Source organism: Micromonospora craniellae (genome assembly GCF_014764405.1).
In the GTDB taxonomy this organism is placed as follows: Bacteria; Actinomycetota; Actinomycetes; order Mycobacteriales; family Micromonosporaceae; genus Micromonospora; species Micromonospora craniellae.
This window is the reverse complement of the sequence record NZ_CP061725.1, coordinates 5,214,796-5,230,206: the sequence shown is the minus strand read 5'-3', so window position 1 is coordinate 5,230,206 and position 15,411 is coordinate 5,214,796. Positions and strand designations below refer to the sequence as shown.

At 68.7% G+C, this 15,411-nt stretch carries 14 protein-coding genes; 4 read left to right on the top strand and 10 right to left on the bottom strand.

What is annotated here, in order from left to right; genetic code table 11:
* Positions 1-56: 56 nt before the first annotated feature.
* A complete protein-coding gene (locus ID554_RS23745; protein WP_117228434.1) occupies positions 57-968 on the top strand; it encodes a glycine betaine ABC transporter substrate-binding protein in 912 nt (303 codons plus the stop codon).
* Positions 969-1,107: 139 nt separating this feature from the next.
* On the opposite strand, the gene ID554_RS23740 is transcribed toward ID554_RS23745, so the two are convergent.
* The 8 genes from ID554_RS23740 to ID554_RS32525 form a co-directional block, all read right to left on the bottom strand.
* Positions 1,108-2,154 (bottom strand): class I SAM-dependent methyltransferase, encoded by a 1,047-nt coding sequence (locus ID554_RS23740; RefSeq protein ID WP_147333458.1) that lies wholly within the window; start codon positions 2,152-2,154, stop codon positions 1,108-1,110.
* Positions 2,151-3,038 (bottom strand): methyltransferase domain-containing protein, encoded by an 888-nt coding sequence (locus tag ID554_RS23735; protein WP_199489198.1) that lies wholly within the window; start codon positions 3,036-3,038, stop codon positions 2,151-2,153. The genes ID554_RS23740 and ID554_RS23735 overlap by 4 nt, the downstream gene beginning before the upstream one ends.
* A gap of 79 nt (positions 3,039-3,117) precedes the next feature.
* A complete protein-coding gene (locus tag ID554_RS23730) occupies positions 3,118-6,828 on the bottom strand; it encodes a choice-of-anchor M domain-containing protein (protein ID WP_117228431.1) in 3,711 nt (1,236 codons plus the stop codon).
* A gap of 93 nt (positions 6,829-6,921) precedes the next feature.
* Positions 6,922-7,569 carry a hypothetical protein gene (locus tag ID554_RS23725; RefSeq protein WP_117228430.1) on the bottom strand — a complete coding sequence of 216 codons (648 nt, stop codon included), beginning with the start codon at positions 7,567-7,569 and terminating at the stop codon, positions 6,922-6,924.
* Between the two features lie 109 nt (positions 7,570-7,678).
* Complete coding sequence (locus ID554_RS23720) at positions 7,679-8,200, bottom strand: GNAT family N-acetyltransferase (protein WP_396888405.1); 522 nt, start codon at positions 8,198-8,200, stop codon at positions 7,679-7,681.
* Positions 8,201-8,266: 66 nt separating this feature from the next.
* Positions 8,267-8,884: an SLATT domain-containing protein gene (locus ID554_RS23715; protein WP_117228429.1), complete on the bottom strand. Its 618-nt coding sequence runs from the start codon at positions 8,882-8,884 to the stop codon at positions 8,267-8,269.
* A gap of 310 nt (positions 8,885-9,194) precedes the next feature.
* Positions 9,195-9,779, bottom strand: coding sequence for a hypothetical protein (locus ID554_RS23710; protein WP_117228428.1), 585 nt, complete (start codon positions 9,777-9,779; stop codon positions 9,195-9,197).
* A 4-nt stretch (positions 9,780-9,783) separates the two neighbouring features.
* Positions 9,784-9,915, bottom strand: coding sequence for a hypothetical protein (locus tag ID554_RS32525; protein ID WP_263407303.1), 132 nt, complete (start codon positions 9,913-9,915; stop codon positions 9,784-9,786).
* 816 nt (positions 9,916-10,731) lie between these two features.
* Between ID554_RS32525 and ID554_RS23705 the strand changes: the two genes are divergently transcribed.
* Positions 10,732-11,289 carry an isochorismatase family cysteine hydrolase gene (locus ID554_RS23705; RefSeq protein ID WP_117228426.1) on the top strand — a complete coding sequence of 186 codons (558 nt, stop codon included), beginning with the start codon at positions 10,732-10,734 and terminating at the stop codon, positions 11,287-11,289.
* A gap of 19 nt (positions 11,290-11,308) precedes the next feature.
* Here ID554_RS23705 and ID554_RS23700 read toward each other — a convergent pair whose 3' ends face one another.
* The gene (locus ID554_RS23700; RefSeq protein WP_158573736.1) at positions 11,309-11,485 is read right to left on the bottom strand and encodes a hypothetical protein; all 177 of its coding nucleotides are present in this window, start codon (positions 11,483-11,485) and stop codon (positions 11,309-11,311) included.
* Positions 11,486-11,659: 174 nt separating this feature from the next.
* Positions 11,660-12,217 (bottom strand): helix-turn-helix domain-containing protein, encoded by a 558-nt coding sequence (locus ID554_RS23695; protein ID WP_117228425.1) that lies wholly within the window; start codon positions 12,215-12,217, stop codon positions 11,660-11,662.
* A gap of 126 nt (positions 12,218-12,343) precedes the next feature.
* Between ID554_RS23695 and ID554_RS23690 the strand changes: the two genes are divergently transcribed.
* Both ID554_RS23690 and ID554_RS23685 read left to right on the top strand, forming a co-directional pair.
* Positions 12,344-13,912 carry an FAD-dependent oxidoreductase gene (locus tag ID554_RS23690; protein WP_199489197.1) on the top strand — a complete coding sequence of 523 codons (1,569 nt, stop codon included), beginning with the start codon at positions 12,344-12,346 and terminating at the stop codon, positions 13,910-13,912.
* A 563-nt stretch (positions 13,913-14,475) separates the two neighbouring features.
* Positions 14,476-15,402 (top strand): GTP-binding protein, encoded by a 927-nt coding sequence (locus ID554_RS23685; protein ID WP_223884220.1) that lies wholly within the window; start codon positions 14,476-14,478, stop codon positions 15,400-15,402.
* Positions 15,403-15,411: the final 9 nt, after the last annotated feature.

Below are 15,411 nucleotides of genomic sequence, written 5' to 3'. Positions count from 1 at the left end.
CCTGCCTCGCTACCGCGAGTTCCGCCGGTGCAGAGCAACGAGGAAGGAAACTCCACATGTGGAGCAGTAAACTGGTGCGCCGGGTCGCGCTGGCGGCCACCGCCGCCCTGGCGCTGACCGGTGCCGCGGCCTGCGGCGACTCCGACGATTCGGCCGGCGGCTCCGGCGGCGACAACAAGAAGATCACCATTGGCTACATGTCCTGGGACGAAGCCATCGCCGCCTCGTACCTCTGGAAGAACCTGCTGGAGGAGAAGGGCTACGAGGTCGAGCTCAAGAACGTCGAGGCGGGGATCGTCTACCAGGGTCTCGCGACGGGCGACATCGACCTCTTCCTCGACAGTTGGCTGCCGCAGACGCACGCCGACTACATGAAGGAGTACGGCGACAACCTGGAGAAGCTCGGCGTCTGGTACGACAACGCCAAACTGAGCATCGCCGTGCCCGAGTACGTCAGCGACGTCAACTCGCTGGAGGACCTGGCCGACAAGGCCGACACCTTCAACGGCGAGATCATCGGCATCGAGCCCGGCGCCGGCCTGACCGCCGCCACCCAGGACAAGGTCATCCCGGAGTACGGTCTGACCGGCAAGCTGAGCCTGAAGACCTCGTCGACCCCGGCCATGCTGGCCGCGCTGGACGGCGCGATCAAGGAGCAGAAGCCGATCGTGGTGACCCTGTGGCACCCGCACTGGGCCTACGCGAACTACCAGCTGAAGGACCTGGCGGACCCGAAGGGCACACTCGGCGGAACCGAAGAGGTCAACACCCTGGCCCGTCAGGGCTTCAGCGCGGACTTCCCCGAGGTCGCCGAGATGCTGAAGAAGTTCAAGATGGACAACCAGCAGCTCGGCTCGCTGGAAGATCTGATGTTCAACGTGCACCAGAACGACGAGGAGAAGGCCGTAGAGGAGTGGCTGAAGGCCAACCCGGACTACGCCGGCACGCTCGACGCTGCCACCTCCTGACCGGGCACTGAGCGACACCGTCGCCGGTGACGGGGCCAATGTGGCCCCGTCACCGGCGGCGGATCCGTCTCCCGGAAGCCACGCCGCACCCGTCGTTCCGCGCGTCCAGCCTCGGCCGGGCCAGGTCGCTTCCTCCCGCTCAGGAGCGGGCGTGCAGGACTTCGCCGCACCGGGCGAGAATCAGGGCGAGCGGCGGGTCGCCGTGCTCGGTCACCCGGATGTCGGAGTAGCCGGCATCGCCCAGCGCGGCTCGGTAGTCGTCCTCGCTGTGGGCGTCGCCGCCGGGGGTGGCGACGAGCATCTGCACACCGAAGGCGGCGCCGACCGGGCCACGGTCACGCACCCACGTGGCGATGGCGAGTTGACCGTCGGACGCCAGGATCCCTCGCAGCCGCCCGAGGAGGTCCCGCACCCGGGCCATATCGAAGATGTTCGTCAACGTCCCGCACAGGACGAGATCGAACGGACCAGCCGGGAGTTCAACGAATGCGTCTCCGGCGACCAGTTCGACGCCGGCGCTCGCCAACCGTCCATCGGTCCGGGCGAGGTCGATCACTCCTGGAAGGTCCTGCATCGTCGTGACACAACCGTGGCGGGCGAACTCCAGCGCGTAGGCGCCGTGTCCACCGCCGAGGTCAAGCACCCGCATGTTCGCCGGTGCCGCCACACCGTCCGCGTACGCCGACCGGCAGGCCTGCGTGACCGGACCGTGGTAGGGGCGACTGGCCGATTCCAGCAACGCCAGGCCCACCGCCGGATCGGGCCTCGGCGGTTCGTCCGGTGCAGCAGCCTGCCGGTCGTGCACGCGACGGGGCACCAACGTCGCCCAGCGACGTATCCAGGCGCCGTGCTGAGCCAACGCCGCCCGCTCCTGCTGACCGGTGCCACGCGGTCCCACGCTGAAGACGCCGTTGTCGTCGACGGTCGCGTACTCCCAGGCGACGAGCACGTACAGGATCGCCCGGACCGCGGCTTCGTCCAGACGCCTCGCGGCCGCGATCTGCGGGGCGGTGGCCGGCAGACCGTCGAGTACGCCGGCGTCGTGGGCGGTCTCGAAGCAGAGCGCCAGGCGCCAGTCAGCCAGGGCCCCGGGAGCGGCGAGCGCGCTCAGGTGCTGCGTGCCGTCGATGTCCGGCCCGCTGCCCCGCTCGGCCTCCTGGTGGGGTTGCTCGATGTCGCCGCTCATCCGATGGTGCTCCGCCCGGTCCACAGCAGGGCGGGCTGGACGACATAGCCGTCCGGGTCGTTACCGACCCAGGCGGAGCTGTCGGGATCGAGCAGTTCTCCGGCGCGAGCGATGTCGGTCTCGCTCATGCCTGCGGCACGTCCGTTGGAGGACACCGCGTGGCGCATCTCCGGCCACACGGTCTGCTCCAGGAACGCCCGTGCCGCAGGATCGGAGACCGGGGCGGCGATCGGGTGGACCCCGATGGTGACCTCGACCAGGCCAGCGGCTCGCATCCAGGCTCCCAACCGTTCGTAATGAGTCGGCCCGTCGCCGGGCAGCCTCCAGGTGAGCTCCGATGCCGTCCGGATCAGCCGCTCCAGCCGCGAGTGCCCGGGAAGGAACATCGACTGGTAGTAGTTCGAGGTGAACAACGCCAACGTTCCACCGGGAACGAGCGCCTCGGCGAGGGCCTGCACCACGGCGGCAGGATCATCGAACGTGGCTGGCCAGATCACGTCGGACGACCAGATCAGGTCGAACCGGTCACCGGCTGCCGTGGCCTCGGCCACCACGTCACGCAGGTCACCCACCCGCAGATCGGCCGTCACCCCGTCGAGGTCCAGATCGTCGAGTCGACGCCCGGCGGCCTCGACCGCCCGCGCGGCGGCGTCCACCGCCACCACCGTTCCGCCGTGCCCGCTTCGCCCCCGTACCGCAGCGATCAACTCCGGCAATGCACCGCCCGCTCCCGTACCGGCATCCAGCACCCGTAGCGGCCGATTGGGGACGTTCAGTTCTATTGCCGCAATCGCGGCGGCCACGGCGGGTGCCGAGAAGTTCCGGTTCGTGAGCAGATAGTCCAGATAACCCCGGGTGTCCGGACCCGCTCCCGTGTCAGTCACCGGCGTCTGCTGACCTCCAGCCATACTTACCCACCCCCTCCTTAGTGATAAGGGTTTTCATTATAGATATTGTCGCAGGTCAGATGGCGGTGAGGGTGACGGTGGCGGTGTAGGTACCCGAAGCGGTGTCGGTGGGCAGCTCCAGTTGCAGGTCCGCGGTCAGCTTGGCACTTCCACGGCCGGCGCCGGATGACGCCGACCCGAGGACGCTGCCAGCCGTCAGGCCCGCGCCACCGGACAGGGCACCCGACACCGCAGGACCGGGGGTCACCCCCTGTCCGGGAGCCTGCGTGAGGACGCGCGGCGTCCAACCGAGATAGGTGCCACTGACCGGGCCGCTCGCGGAGGTGAAGTCGCCGACCTGGCCGGAGGCGTTCCAACCGGGTGCCGTCGTACGCGTGTCGGTGACGGTGACCGGCCGCAGTTGCCCGGCGGCCTGCCATCGGTCGCCCGAAGGCGCCAGGACGGCCTCCGGCAACACCACCTGCCGGTCGTCGGGGTCGACGGAGATCAGCAGGCCACCGTGCGCCGGGTCCAGCGCGACGATGATCTGCTGGCTGGTGCCGGACCCCACCACGACCGGTGGGGACGGTGCAGACGATGTCGAGGTACCGATCATGTTGCTCGCGGCGACGGTGGCGGTGTAGGTGCCAGCGGGTACGCGGGTGAAGGTAGCCGTGGTCTGTGCGGTGGTCTCCTGGACGAGCGGGCTCTGCCCCCCGTGCAGCCGGACGGTGTAGCCGGTGATGGGGGATCCGCCGTCCGCCGGTGCGGTCCAGGTGACGGTGACGGCGTCGCCGCGTGCATCGGCGGCCGGCGCGTTCGGCGGCTCCGGTACGGTGCGCCCCGGACCGGCGTCGACGCACCGGGACGGGTCGACGAGTCGCGGGTCGGTTTCGCCGACGGCGACCGCGAGGGTGAACGAGTGAGCCTGCGACGGTTCGCCGACGGCACGCTCGAAGTCGAGGCAGTAGACGCCTTCGGCGGTGAACACCCAGTTGCCGTGGGCATGTGTGGCCGGCGGGATCGTGTAGTGGTCGGGCGACCCGTCCGCAGAGTTGAAGACCTGGGTGATCGGACTGACCCCACCGCCGGTGTAGAGGACGAAGTGTCCCGGGCCCCGAGCTGCGGTCAACGTCCACCGGATTCCCTCGGGATAGGCGCCCGGTTCGAGGTGCTCGGTCGACCAGCCCGGCCACAGCAGACCGGCCTGCTGGGTCTGGGGGAGCCTCCAGACGGAGCTTCCCGGCGTCCCGAGGAAGGTGTACCGCGGATCGTCCGGCACCGGCATCTTCGACTCCGGCAGCAGTTGCAGCACCACATCGGAGGGGTCGTGCCAGTAGGCCGGCTCGTCCGCCGGCTTGTTGGCCAGGCCCTCCACCGTGGTGTCCTTCACCCGGGTCGTGAGTTCGCCGTCGCGGTGGACCGAGGCGACATCGACGTGCCCGTCGTTGAGGATCACCGCACCACTGTCCGTTTGGGACCAGTTCGGCACGTCCCACGGGGTCTCGACCGGCGGGCCTCCGGGTAGGGGCACCTCCTCCGGCGTGGTCGCCGCACCGCCCTGGGCGCAGGTGGTGGCAAGGGTGTGCGCGCCATGCCGGAAGGCCGGGCCGGGATAGTTCCCGGAGCCGTCGCGGCGCGTCGTCGGGTCCAGCGGTCCGTCGACCACGAAGGTGAGGATCCTGGTGTCGGCGACGGTGCCGCCGCCGTCGGGCAGGTCGGCCTGCCACTTCATCGTGATGCAGTACTTGCCGGGACGCGAGAACGACCAGGACAAGGCGCTGTTCGCGGCACCGCCGGCAGAACCGGCCCACAGGGCGTACGGGTCGCGGTGTCCGGTGGCGGTGTTGAACACGTACGGCCCGCGCTGTGTCTCTCCCGCGGACAGCGCCACGTCACCGGGGCCGGCCAGGGCCGCGAGGGACCAGCGGATGTCACCGGAAACCTGGTGCGGCGGTATGCCCGTGAGGTCCCAGCGGGTCGCCGGCAGCGACCAGCCGTACACCGGGGTGGGGAAACCGGGGACGTGGTGCGCGGCGCCGGAGAGGGCTGCGGGACGGTGGAAGATCACCTCGTCGAGGTTGCGGGTGGCACCCCATCCGGCGGCGGCCGCATCGAAGACCTTGAGCCGGGTGTTCAGGCCGTCCGCGTCGAGGGTGCTCACCATCGAAGTGACACCGGCGTCGAGCACGACCGGACCGTGACCGGGCACCGGGGTCGGGCTGGCGGGAACCGCCTCGGGATAGGGCTGCGTCCGCCCGCAGGGGGTCACGGCGTTGGCGTCGGTCGCATCACCGACGGCGATGGTGAGCTGCTCGGAATCGGTCAGGCGCTGCCCGGCCGACGTCTCGGCTCGAAGGCTCATCGCCACGCAGTAGACACCGGGTGCGGTGAAGGACCAGTTGTAGTGCGCGTGCCGGTGCAACGGGACCCACTGCGCCGCCGGCAGGCCGAGCCGGGTGCTCGCCTCGGGCAGGTCCTGCCGGTCGACGGCCTGCTGCCCCCGTTGCGGCTCGCCCTGCCAGAGCGTGAACTCCCCGGGTGCGGCGGCGCCGCCGGGACCGGTGACGGCATCGACCCGCCACAACACACTGTTGTCCCCGAGGGCGGCAAGGGTCGGAGACTCGGTGCTGAGGCCGGCCCACGGCATGCCCGCCTGCTGGTCGAGCGGGAGGTTCCAGTACGTGCTGCCGGGCGGTGCGATGAAGCTCCAGTCGTCGCCCGGCGAGTAGGCCGTCGGGGTGGTGTGCCTGGCGGTGTCCGGCGTGGCGAGCACCAGGTCGTCGTACTCGATCCACGCCTGCCGGGCCTCCCGGGGAACGTCGTACTTCGCCCGCAGGGACAACCCGTCGTCGTCCAGCTGGGCGGCGATCGCGTCGATGTGCCCTTCCCGGACCACCCAGTCGGCGACCGTCGGGTCGGTGGGCTGGCTGGGGCTGGGGCTGGGAGAACCGGTCGGGCTCGGTTCGGCGGAACCGCTGGGAGTGGGCAGCGGGCCGGTCGGTGCGGCGGAACCGCATGCGGCGTCGGCCGGCGTCGTGTCGCCCACCGCGAACCGGATCGACAGCGACCTCGCCGCCGTGCCGCCGTCGAGCAGTGGCGTCTGCGCGGTCATCGTGAGGCAGTACATTCCGGCTGCGTCGAACCGGAACCGGGTCGGCTTGTAGCTGTAGGGATCCAGTTCCGTCGGAACGGTCGACTGTGGTGTGCCGTCCCGCTGGGCCCCGGTGCCGAAGCGGAATCCGATCGGAACGTCGGCGTCCGGATTCTCCCAGGGCATGGCCGTCTGGTAGTAGGCGAACGCACCCGGGCCGACGACGTCGGTCGCCGTGAAGGAGACCTGGGCTCCCGCCGGGATCAGGTGGTCGTAGTAGTAGTCGAGGGGACCGTTCGCGCTGAAGGACAACACCAGGCCGTCGGCGGCCGGGTCGGAGGCCCCCCGGGTGGTGAAGCCGGTCGCGCCCGCCTCCCCCAGCCAGGCGTACGACTCATCCGCCGGCACCTCGGTGACGGCGTCCGACGCGACCCGGAACGCCAGACCGTCGGGATTCACCGTGACGATCTCGGCGGTCTGATCGTCCAACAGCGCCATGTTCATCGCACCGCTCTCGTCCGGATACGCCGTGAGCTGATACCTGCCCGCTGGCGTCTGCGCCGGGAGCGGATCGGCGGCCGACGCGAGCAGCGGCACTGCGGCGAGCCCGGCCAGGCCGACCGCGACAACGGCGGAGAGTACGACAACGTGGGCGGAGAGCCGTGTCTGTCCGAGACGGAGGTGCGAGAACATGGCAACCCTAAGGACTCGTGGTGCAGGGGTGAGGACAGGGGATGGTGCCCGGAAACATGGATGATTCCGGGCACCGGGTGTCGCTGACGGACCTCAGGGGACGATGACGAACTCGGCTTCGAGCCAGTTCTGCGTGCTCAGCGGCGGTCCGTTGCTACCGAACCCGAAGTACAGCCGGTACGTGGCGGCCGTCGTCGGCTTGGACGAAGCGTAGAACCGCCACTCGAAGTGCGTATGCTGGCCGGAGACGAGGGCGTACGTCGCACTGGTAGCCGTGCTCAGCGCCACCGATCCGCCGGAGTTGCGCAGTTCCACCCGGCCCGGGTTGGCGGCGCTCGCCTGGCTGAGCCACACGTTGCCGCTGCCCGCGCAACTGCCGTTGAAGTTGAAGCCGACCCAGGGCGCCGACCCCATCGTGGCGGAGGAGATGCTGACCTGCCAGTAACCGGCCGTACCCGTGGTCGGCACCCAGGACACGTAGGGGCTGGCCGCGTCCTGGTGCACAAAGGCGTAGTTGTGCAGGTCGGTCGGGTTGATCGGGGTCCCCGAATCGAGCTTGGTGGTCAACGCGAGGGAGGGACTCGACGGGCACTCGATGTTGACGATGTCGATGTGACCGGCGGTGATGTCGTTGGTGGCGTAGACATCGGCGGCTGCCGGCCCGGCGGGCACGGCCAACGCAACCGAGAGGCCGACGAGGCCGGCGATCATGGTGCGCCGGGCGTGTCGGATCTTGAGCATGCAAACTCCTGTCTCGGGACGAACGACCGGCAGAGTGGTCTGCCGGCTACCAGCAGGACATGAAAACGATACTGATTTTCATTAAGCCCGTCAATGCCGGCTGCGGACACTATGGACAGCACTCTCGGGACACTATGGACGGCACCCTCGCCATCCGCTTCGCCCTCTGACCGCCTCTCCCTGAGCCCTCCTGGCCGGGGCCCGCACCCGTCAGCCGTCGGCCGTCGAGCCCGCCCGGGCGGGACAACACCTTCCGCAGTACGCCGTCGCGCCGCATGCCGAGCCGACGGGCCACCGCGATGCTGCGGACGTTGCCGGCGTCGGTGCGCCACTCGACCCGGCGCAGGCCGCGCTCCACCAGCGCCCAGTCGATGATCCGTTCGACCGCGCGAGTCACCAGGCCACGCCCCTCGGCCGCCGGTTCCAGCCAGCAGCCCGCCTCGCAGACCCCGGTCGCCGCGTCGAACGACACCAGCAGCACCCCGTGATCGGCCTTGACATGCCGCTGGGGATGGCCGAGACGGGGTGGCGGCAGGCCGACATCGTTGCGGCTGCCCCACTGGGAGCCAGCGGCCGTCAGGGCAGCCGAGAGCGCGGACGCCGAGTCATCGCAGTACGCGCCGGACGTCACGCTGGACGCCTTCGATGAGCTGCGCGAACACTACACCTTTGCCGCACCTGCCGATTCGAAGGCGGCTCAGCTGGAGCCCGGCTGTCTCAGGGCGGGGTCGGCGGAGGGCTGAGCTGACGAGGCCGTCCATTCGCTTCGCCGGTTCAGGTCACCGATGTTTGTGCGAAACTCGCTCAGCCATTCGCCGGTCTCCGCCTCCACCAGCTCGGCGGTCCGCGTCACCAGCACCCGGATCAGTTCCTCACGCTGCCGCGCCACCTCCGGCCCGACCGGGCCGTATCCACCGTTGGCCTCAGTACGCAGACCGGTGGTCGCCCAGTCCAGCCGGAACTCGGTGAGCGCTCGTTGCAGCGCCTGCGCGGTGGCGATGTCGCGCATCCAGGCCGATGACAACCCGAAGAAATGATCGAACGCCAGGCACCCACCCGCCATGGCGAGCAGCACGTAGCCCCAGCTCGCACCGATACCGGCGCTCGCCGCGCTGAGTAGCGGCACCACTCCCCCGGCGATGCCCAGCAGGATCGCGCACCCGCGAAGCAGGCGGGAGATCCTGCGGCGCGCCGCCTTGTCGCGCAGGTACCACGCGATCGTGTCCTCAGCCTGGCCCTCCGCCCATTCGCGCAGGCTGTTCAGGATGGCCGAGGGCTGTTGCCCGGTCAGGTCAGGGAACGGGCGGCTGGTCATGTCCCGCCGCGGTATTCGCCGGCCTGCTTCGTCGATGTTGCCGTAACCCGTCACCACGATTCTTCCGATCGCACCCGGTGGTGTGGCCCGTGGCCGGGTGGCGGGTCGAGGAGCGGCAAACGAGATCGTCCCATGAGGACAGCCTCGGCCATGGCGTCGTAGCGATCAAGGATCAGACGCTTCATCCGGTACTCACCGTATGTGCGTTCCTCGCGCTGTCTGAAGACGGCGAAGGTGTCGAGGACATGGTCGGCCTCGTCGCGGGTAAGGCCATAAAGGTGGAAGTAGGCAGCCTCCAGCTCCGCACGGATCAGCTCCCGCCGCCGGGGATCCCACCCGAACGGCGCCCCCTGGTCGCCGAGGTCCCGGGCGTACGGCGTGAGGTCGCGGGCCGTGTAGCTCGACAGCAGGCTGAGGATCTCCAGCGCGGCCTCGACGCCGCCACGCAGCCGGGTGAGAGCCGCTCCCCCTGCTTGGCCCCATACGCCCTCCACTGTTCCAGCAGGCAGGACGGCGGGCCGACCGCTTCGTCCTGGGGCTTGAGCCGAGTGGCGTGCGCCATCCGGAACAGCAGCACGAAGTCCGCGAACAGCTCCCCCTCGAAGATCGACTGAAGGTCGAACTCGACGTACGACGAGCCGACCAGACTTGTCGAGTCGCGCAGCAGCCGCAGGCGCTGGCCGTTGGAGAGCACCGCCCAGAGGTGCCGGTCGCTCTGGTTGAGCAACTGTTGGACCATGGCGTGCGGCGCGGCACCCGCCGGTCCGGCGGCCCGGCCCAGCCACTCGTCGCGGGCCAGCCGCGCGATGGAGCCGACGCCCCGGTTCCTCCGCTTGGTGAAATCCGCGTACGTCTCGCGCAGGTACAGGTACTTGGCGTTGGCCAGGCGGCGCACCGGCTCACTGGCGGCCCAAATCGTAGGAGACCGGATCGATGCCCGGGACATCCGGGTCGCCCTCGCCGATCCGCTGAAGCACACCGCCGGGCAGCAGCCCTCCGGAAACCTGCACCGCTGGGTACAACACCGCCATGTCCGGCCTCCCCAGGTCGACAGAACCCAGAGCTGACACCGAGTGACACGAAGATCACTCATGGTGCTGCCAGCGGCCTATAGATTGCGATCGACGCAGGACAACCCCACCCGATCCGGAACGTGTCAAGGGATTGGGGCCAACGGGAATTCGCAGCATGGCGATACGCCAGCTACGAGAGTGATCTGCCCTGGGCAGCCCAGCAGATCGATCAGCTTCTGCCCAAGCAGCCCGACAGCCAGGCAGCGATGCCTGAGTACGTGATGTCGATGTACCTCCTGCACGAGCCAGGGTGCCGCCGCGAGGACCTGGAGAACGCGGTTCGCCTCTTGAGCCTCCCATCCGTGCTGGTCAACCGCCACGCGTCGCCTCGGCCACAGCCAGTTGGCAACATGTCGAGGCCCAGTTGTTGGCCGAGGGATTCGATCAACCTAGCGTTGAATCATTCGGGATACCTGGCGTATCCGTCGGCTTCGCGACGTGGTCAGGGCTGGCCTACCATCCGCTCTCTCCCGAGCGAGCACTCACGGTTGACGAACTCGTCTCGCTTGAGGGCGATGTGCAGATGCTATGGGCCTACTGCCGACACATCCAACGGGCCGTAGAGGACGGTCGCGACCCGGTGATGTCGCCGAGGTTCGGCTGGCGCTTCCTGAGGGCTGCGCACTCGCGGCTCACCACGGCACGCGCTCAGGAGACGGCGCAGCACTGCTTGTTGCGTCAGGCCGCCGTCACGACGAGTGGCCTACCGGAGCGGCTGACGCAGGCGCAGACCGCGCTTCGCGAGGCCGAGATGATAGGTGGCAGAGTCACCGCATGAGCAGCACACGTGCCGCCCTGATCGTCATCGACATGCAGAACGGCTTCATCAACGACCGAAGCCGGCACGTCATCCCCAAGGTCGTGGAGTTGGTCGAACGCTGGGAGGCGACAGGCCAACCCGTCGTTTTCACCCGCTACCATAACTACCCGGGCAGCCCGTTCGAGCGTCTAATCCACTGGTCGGCGGTACAGCACGCGCCGGAGACGGAGATCGTGCCCGAGCTGAGCCAACACGCCGCTCGGGCACGGGCTGTGGTCGACAAGCGCATCTACTCATACTTCACGAGCGAGGGCGCTGACCTCGCCGCCCGGGAGGGCTGGACGCACCTCTTCTTCTGCGGTGTGGCCACCGAGAGTTGCGTGCTCAAGTCAGCCGTAGACGCATTCGAGCGAGATCTCACCCCATGGCTCGTGACAGATGCCTCAGCCAGCCACGGCGGCCAAGCCGCCCATGATGCTGGCTTGTTGGTGGCCCGACGCTTCATTGGGGCACGACAGCTCCTCCCCGCCGGCGAAGTGACCCTAAAGTTTACCGGTCAGCCGTCCTTGTAGATTTTCAGATCTTGGAGCGTCAACCAATTGCCACGAGAAGTAAGCCCTGGATATTCACGGGGTCGTGATCTTGTAAAGGTTTCGTGAGGCCCGGAACCACGGAAGCGCCTTGCTCGCCGACCTGCACCAGACCCGCACCGGCCTGACGGCGGGCATCTCCGCCATGCTGACCAGGCCGGGACTCGATCCGGTCCATGACCTCAGATGGTGGGCACCGATGACCTTGATCGGCTCGTCGGCTACCTGCGCGGAGGCGGATGCGAGGTCCGCACCTACCCAAGCTGCCGAGCCACTACCGGGTGGATTTGAACAGGCGACACCACAGCGGCCGTCGCCCGACCAGCCCGACGTCGCCTTCTGGCACGCGCTCTCACTGGTGTAGATGCGCGCGCTGTCCCTCTCGGTCGAAGATCATGATTAGCTCGGCCGGCCCGTGGAGCGCTGTCATCGAGTGCGGTGTCATCGTCGAGAACTCGGCTGCCTCGCCCTTTGCGACCTCGATCTGCCGCTCACCGAGCCACAACAGCACCCTGCCCTCAAGCACCAGGAACCAGTCGTACCCCGGATGGACCCGCTGGGCGGGCATGGTCGCCTCGGGCTCCAACCGGACCTTCATCGCCATGGTGCGCCCATCGACGCGGCTCAGCGGCCAGGTGACGCGTGATCCCGAACGGTGCTGCACGGGACGGATCACCACGTCCTCGTCGCTGGGCGCCTCGAAGAGGACGTCGAGGCTGATCTGTAGCGCGCCGGCCAGCGGCACCAGCACATCGAGGCTGAGCGTCCGTTTACCCGTCTCGACCCGGCTGATCGTCGACGGGCTGAGGTTGCTGCGCCGAGCGAGCTCGTCCAGGGAGTAGCCGAGCGTGGTGCGGATGCTCCGCAACCGGGCGCGGGCCAGACGCTCCACCTCACTGCGGTTGCTCATGTCCCCAGCATGCGGGAACCTTGCAGATTCCGCAATCTCCCTTTCACTTCCCGCTTGGCATCCTACGCTGGACACATGACAGACCATGCCCACGGAAGACACGAACACGCACCGCACCAGAGCATCGTGCGCAGGTGCGATGTCGCCGTCATCGGCGGATCGGCGGCCGGTCTGGCGGCCGCGCTGCAGCTTGCCCGTCAGCGACGCTCGGTCGTCGTCGTCGACGACGACACGCCGCGGAACGCTCCGGCAGCGCACATGCATGGCTACCTCGGACGCGAGGGCACCCCACCGGAGGCGATGCGCGCTATCGGGCGGGAAGAGGTCCGTAGCTATGGCGGCAACATCCTCACCGGCCGTGTCCTAGCGGCGCGGAAGGAAGACGACGGCTTCCACCTCGAACTCTCGGGCGGTCACGGCCTCGTCGCACGGCGGCTACTGGCCGCGACCGGCATCCTCGATGAGCTTCCCGACATTGACGGCCTCGCCGAGCGTTGGGGCCGTCAGGTGTTCAACTGCCCGTTCTGCCACGGCTGGGAGGTCCGCGACCTGCGGGTCGTGCAGATCGTCACGACGGGGATCGGTCTGCACCCGACCCCGCTGATGCGGCACCTGACCGACCAGTTGACCGTGGTTCTGCATGACGCGACGGGCATCGACCCGGCCACGGTGCAGTCCCTCGTCGCCTCTGGGGTCCCGGTGGTCGAGGGCGCGGTGCGTCGGGTGGCCGACGCCGACCCGGACGGGTCACTCATCGTGGAGCTCACCAACGGCCACCGCCTGCCGGCCGACGCGGTCTTCACCGGGGCCCGGTTCCGTCCTCGGGTCGAGATGCTCGCCGGGCTCGGTATCGACACCACCGCCCACCCCAATGGACTCGGTAACTTCGTCGCGGTCGACCCCACTGGACGGACCAATGTCGAGGGCCTCTTCGCCGCCGGGAACCTGACGGACCCGAGCGCCCAGGTCCTGCAGTCTGCGGCGAATGGTAGTTGGATCGGTGCCCAGATCGCCTTCAGCCTCGCCGCCGAAGACACCACAGCGGGTGTCCGCCCCTCCGGCGTCGCGATCGAATGGGACGGCCGATACGGGGATCAGGAACGCATGTGGAGCGCCAACCCGAACGGCACCCTCACGGCGGAGGCGACGGACCTGCCCCCCGGGCGGGCGCTCGACGTCGGCGCGGGGGAGGGAGCCGACGCGCTCTGGCTGGCCCAACGAGGCTGGCGGGTGACCGCCTCCGACGTCTCCAACAAGGCACTCGACCGCATCCGGGCCGAAGCGGAACGCCGCGGGCTCAAGGTCCGCACGCTGCACAGCGACGCCAACGACCCCGCCGCGTATGCGGACGAGACCTATGATCTCGTCTCCCTGCAGTACGGTTCGTTCCAGCGCACCCCTGAGCAGCGCGGGCTGCGCAACCTACTCGACGCCGTGGCCGTCGGTGGGACGCTGCTCGTCGTCGGCCACGACCTGACCTGGCTTCAGCACCCGTCGGACCCCGGCGAGCAGACTCGCATGTACGACCCGGAGGCGTACGTCGGCATCGACGAGATCGTCGCCGAGATCCTGGCTTCAGGCGACTGGCGCATCGACGTGAACGAGACCCGCCCCCGCCCCCCGGGAGCGATCAGCACCCACCACGTCAACGACGTCGTGCTACGCGCCGTGCGGCTGAACCACCGCACGGAGTAGGAGCGACCGGCTGATCGGGGTCCAAGATCCGGATATGCGGGTACCTTCGTACCCATCTGGGTCCGGGCCCATCCGCTGGGCTGTGGCCGGAACCGAGCGAGGGCACCTCAGCGAGAGCGCAATGGTGCGGTCGGCGGAACTGTGCGCCCCGAGTTGCCGTCCAGCTGGATCCACGCCCCTCACCCTTGAGTACAATGAAAACCGTTACCCTTAACTCGCTTTGGAGTGCACCGTGAAGCAACACCTCTGTCACCCCGATGACTCCGTCCCCAGCTGGGCAGATGGGCCTTCTGCCCCATGGGCGTCCGCGGGTCCGGGGCGGGGCTCCGGTCGGGGGGCGAACGCTGCCACATCACCGGCAACCGCTGCGGCGCATCCGCATGGCTGACAAGGTCCGCCCGCGTCTCTCCCGGCGCCGGATTCCGGTTGTCCTGGTCACTGGCGTGCAGGAAAGTGCGATGTTGGCGGCTTCCCTGTCGCTCCAGCTCGGACTGCCGCAAGCCGTCGCAGTGCGCCATACCATCGACGTCGGGCGGCAGGTTCTCACTCGCGTCGTCAGCGACGTGACAGGCATCGTCGAGCACGAGGAGATAAACCTCGCTCACGCCTGCGTTTCCTGCGCGATCCGCGAAGACATCGTGCCCACCCTTGAACGGGTCGCCGCGCAGGGCCGATGGAAGAGCATCGTCGCCTGCCTACCGATCGCTGCTGAAGCAGTCCAGGTCTGCCGGGTCGTATGCTGGGCCCCACGCAACGCTCCCCACGTCGCCATCGCCGCCGTCGTCACCGCGCTCGACGGTACTACGGTCGCGGGCGACCTGCTCGGCGACGACCTGCTCGATGAACGGGGTATCGCCACCGCCGAGGACGACCGACGTGGCGTTGCCGAGGTGTCCAGCGCCATGGTCGAGTACGCCGACCTGGTCAGCCTTACCTGCGAGCCCGATCCGGACGAGACAGCGCTCGTCCGGGCGTTGGCCCGACCTCGGGTACCGGTGGTAACCGACCTGTCGGCGCTCGACGCCGTTGCCCTGACCACTGGGATCCGCCACCACGAATCGGTCGAGCACTGGGTGTCGAACGTACGACGCGGTGCCCTCCCGCCGCTCGATTCAAGCGGTGTCTGGCGGCTCGACCTGCGTTCCGACCGGTCGTTCCACCCCCTCCGGCTTCAGGACGAGATAGTCAACCTCGGCGGCGGGCCACGCCGTTCCCGGGGCTGTTTCTGGGTGCCCACCCGACCCAACGCCGTCTGCGTGTGGGACGGTGCCGGCGGCCAGGCGAGCATCGGAGCCGGTCAGACATGGAAAGGGGGTCAGCCGATGACCCGCATCACCGTCGTCGGTCTCGACGACGGTGCTGCCGAGATCGTTCAGGCGTTCAACCGTTGCCTGCTCACCGATGAGGAGCTGGCGAGTCGGGGCCGGCTGTGGAACGAGCCGTGGGATGGGCTCGAACCCTGGCTCGGGCCGATCTCCCACGTAGCCTGATTTGGTAAT